Source organism: Novipirellula sp. (assembly GCF_041583735.1).
Taxonomy (GTDB): Bacteria; Planctomycetota; Planctomycetia; order Pirellulales; family Pirellulaceae; genus Novipirellula.
On sequence record NZ_JBFHFD010000788.1, the window covers coordinates 1 to 3,543 of the forward strand.

Genomic DNA, 3,543 nt, shown 5'->3' on the forward strand with positions numbered 1-3,543 from the left:
AAACGCCAAACGTCATTTGCGAATAATGCCCCCCGGATGGTGCGTCGTCAATAGTCCGTCCTCGAAATTTTCAAAATTTGCCATGTGCATACGCTGCACCGAATTGAGAGTCTCAGACTGTATAAAATTGAGTTTTTAAATTTCGGTAGCGACGATCCGCGACCAGATGCAATCAGTTCCAGACATCTTGCCTCCTCCGTTTGTCATTCGCCATCAGCGACGATGAAGGCAAGGCTTGGCGTCGATCGATCACGCTATTTAACAACCCCGACGGTTGGTACTGTTACACCGCGATCGAGTTCACCGCGGACGCAATGTTACTAGGCCACTGCGCCGGAGACCGCAAGAAGAACAACGGCCTCGCCGAAACGCGCATCACCCGGATCGAGTTAGCCGAGCTATCTGCGTTTTGAAAAACGCAGCGTGCAGCACGAGTCACCTCGCCCAAGCGTCAGCTTCGGAGAGGTCGGACGGGCCCCACGACCTCGCTCAGTGTGCTGGTCTCCGGCCTATTCGGTTGCCTCTAGCGAAGTGGCTTAAGGGCGGCGTTGTGCTTCGCCCTGGGGTGACTCAGGATCGCCCCCTTTAGGCAACGCTGTGGAGGATGTTTTAAGCGGGAAACGGGAACCAGTGACGTGGCGGCTAAAGCCTGGACACCAGCATTCTCGGTCCGAACCGTTGGTGTGCAGGCTTTAGCCGCCGAGAGCATCACTTACGAAATGGAGAATGCTTCACAGCGTTGCCCGTTGGGGCTAACGGGATTTCACCCAATCTTCCAGCTTACCTGCTCAACTCCCAAAGTCGCGGTCTAGGCTGCGGTAGCCGATGGCTTCGGCGAGGTGGGTTTCGTCGATCGATTCATCGCCAGCGACGTCGGCGATCGTCCTTGCCACTCGCAGGATCTTGTCGTGAGCTCGCGCCGATAATCCCATCTCCTCGACACTGTGCCGCAGCATGTGCTGACACGGCCGGTTCAGTTTGCAGAATTGTCGTACTTGCCGGCTGCTCATTTGCGCATTGTACTGAACCGCTCCGTTACCGAACCGAGCCAGTTGGCCTTCGCGAGCTTTCATGACATCCGCTCGCATCTGGGCACTGGTGGATCCGCCACTGGCGGGCGATGAAAGTTCATCGAACGGAACCGCGGGAACTTCAATATGAATGTCGATCCGATCCATCAGCGGACCTGAAATCTTTCCCATGTACTTTTCAATTTGTGTCGGCAAACAATTACAAGTCCGGCGTGGATCACTGCGGTAACCACAAGGACATGGGTTGGCGGCGGCGATCAACATAAAGTTCGCAGGGAACGTCGTGCTGCGGAGGGCACGCGAGATCGTGACGACGCCGTCTTCGAGCGGTTGCCGCATCACCTCGAGTGTTTTGCGGTTGAACTCGGGAAGTTCGTCCAAGAACAAAATGCCGTTGTGTGCCTTGCTGATTTCGCCCGGCGATGGAGGGCTTCCACCGCCGACCAATCCCGCATCGCTGATCGTATGATGCGGACTTCGAAACGGACGACACGCCAACAGCGGTTGACCGGCGGGCAGTTGCCCGAGCGCACTGTAGATACGCGTTGTCGCAATCGATTCGGGTGCCGTCAGCGGCGGCAGGATCGTCGGCATCCGTTTGGCCAGCATCGTTTTGCCGCTGCCTGGCGGGCCGACCATAATGAGATTGTGGTTTCCAGCGGCGGCCAGTGTCATCGCTCGTTTGGCCGACTCTTGGCCGCGAACGTCACCAAAGTCCACTTCGTAGGTGCTGAACTCTTCGAACAATTGATTGACACAGCTTGGCATTGGATCGATCTCGATCTCGCCCGCAAAAAAGGCCACCGCTTGCGACAAACTGCATACCGGAATCACTTCGATGCCATCGACGACGGCGGCCTCGTGTGCGTTTTCGGCCGGTACGACTAGGCCTTTCAAATTCGTGTTCTTGGAGGCTTCGATTGCGATCGATAGCGCACCTCGGATGGGCCGTGTCAGTCCTTCGAGTGCGAGTTCACCAACGACGGCGTAATCTTCGAGTCGGTCGAGCGCCAATTGACCGCTGCCAGCAAGCACGCCCAGTGCGACGGGCAGATCGAACGAGGCCGCTTGTTTTGGCAGGTCACCCGGGGCCAGGTTGATCACGACTCGGTCTTGAGGCCGAACGAAGCCGCTGTTGACGATCGCGCGTTCGACGCGGTGGGTGCTCTCTTTGACCGCCGCGTCGGGCAATCCGACCAAGATCGTCTTGGGCATCGCGGCGGGCGAGATGTCGACTTCGACATCGACCGGCATCGCCTCGATCCCCAACAGCGTGAACGTTTTCAGTCGCGCGAGCATGAGAGCCTCGGTTTTCACAGAAGAAAAGGTCGGACGATCGAACTCGAGTTGCCCTGCCGACGCATCGATCATCCCCGCTTTATCATACCGGATCTCGCTTGCTCCGCGGTAAAGAGTTTCGGCCTTCGACGTCTAACTTCGAAAGTCTCCGCGACTTTCGGGACGAAAAACGGCGGAATTCCTTGATGTTCCTCTGAGACGGCGCCGGAGGCGATTAGTCGTTGCGATTGGATTCATCGTGCAAGACTTGGTCGATCACGATGCAGGCACACAGCACGGCGACTTCGTCTTCGCCATCGACGATCTCGACCCCATAACAGTCGGTCCACGACCACCGCTTCTTGCTGACCGTTGCGACGGTCCGGCCGCTTCGCTCGAACGTGAATTCATGCGACCAAAACGATCCGATGATCGTGTAGTCGTTAGGACCAGGGACATCGAGCGTGAATTGCTTCTTGAACCAAGTCCACTCTTTCTTGACTTCAGCAAAAACACGACCTTCGATCAGGATTTGGTAAGTCGGTTTCCATGACAGCAGTTTTTGGCTGATGAATGCCAGTTCGTTGCCGCGGGTGTCTTGGAACGAGAGTTTATCGCCCCATGAAAACGCTTTGCCATCAACGTAATACCGCGAGTCGCCGCTGGCATCGGTAATGGAAAAGTCGTCGCCCCACGCCCAAAACTTTTCTTTGATGCGAAAGATCATCGGTGCTCCGAAAAAATGGTCTGCACGAAATCGGCTGATGTGTGCGTTTTAGGGGTCAGCGGATCATTGCTAGGCAAGAAAGTCAATTGTTTTGGGCGCAGCTTTTATTCTTCTCTTGTTATTAACCCTCGGTGTCCCACGTCGGTTTGCTCGTTCCAAATGCCTTTTGGCAAGCTTTCGGGACGACGCCAACATGGCAGTCTTGGGATTAGCGACAGATCGATGGCATTTTGGTAATTTAAGGTAGGGCTTGTTGTCCAGCTCCGCATTTCAGCGTGAATCTAATCATATTGCCCGGTGAGCAGCGAACGACATGAATGGTGCTAACAGTGGTTCGGACCCGCAATCCCACGGGGACTTTGGCGTCACGATTGACACGTACGGCTTGACCGACATCGGCAGAGCACGCGATTCGAACCAAGACCAGTTTTTGGTGGGAACTCGCCGCTTGAGTGTTAGTTCGACCTCGACGAGTTTGCCGCACGATCCACCGCTGACGTTCTTTGG

3 protein-coding genes and 1 pseudogene are annotated in these 3,543 nt (G+C 55.9%); 2 read left to right on the forward strand and 2 right to left on the reverse strand.

Annotated features, from left to right (window positions below; all coding sequences use genetic code 11):
• Nucleotides 1–200 precede the first annotated feature (200 nt).
• The gene (locus tag ABX962_RS32735; protein ID WP_372725891.1) at nucleotides 201–413 is read left to right on the forward strand and encodes a hypothetical protein; all 213 of its coding nucleotides are present in this window, start codon (nucleotides 201–203) and stop codon (nucleotides 411–413) included.
• A gap of 375 nt (nucleotides 414–788) precedes the next feature.
• Here ABX962_RS32735 and ABX962_RS32740 read toward each other — a convergent pair whose 3' ends face one another.
• Together ABX962_RS32740 and ABX962_RS32745 are read right to left on the reverse strand one after the other, a co-directional pair.
• A complete protein-coding gene (locus ABX962_RS32740; protein ID WP_372725892.1) occupies nucleotides 789–2,330 on the reverse strand; it encodes a YifB family Mg chelatase-like AAA ATPase in 1,542 nt (513 codons plus the stop codon).
• A gap of 214 nt (nucleotides 2,331–2,544) precedes the next feature.
• On the reverse strand, nucleotides 2,545–3,036 hold the full coding sequence (locus tag ABX962_RS32745) for an LURP-one-related/scramblase family protein (RefSeq protein WP_372725893.1): 492 nt from the start codon (nucleotides 3,034–3,036) through the stop codon (nucleotides 2,545–2,547).
• Nucleotides 3,037–3,349: 313 nt separating this feature from the next.
• Here ABX962_RS32745 and ABX962_RS32750 point away from each other — a divergent pair.
• Nucleotides 3,350–3,543, forward strand: a pseudogene (locus ABX962_RS32750) (serine/threonine-protein phosphatase); the annotation flags it as partial.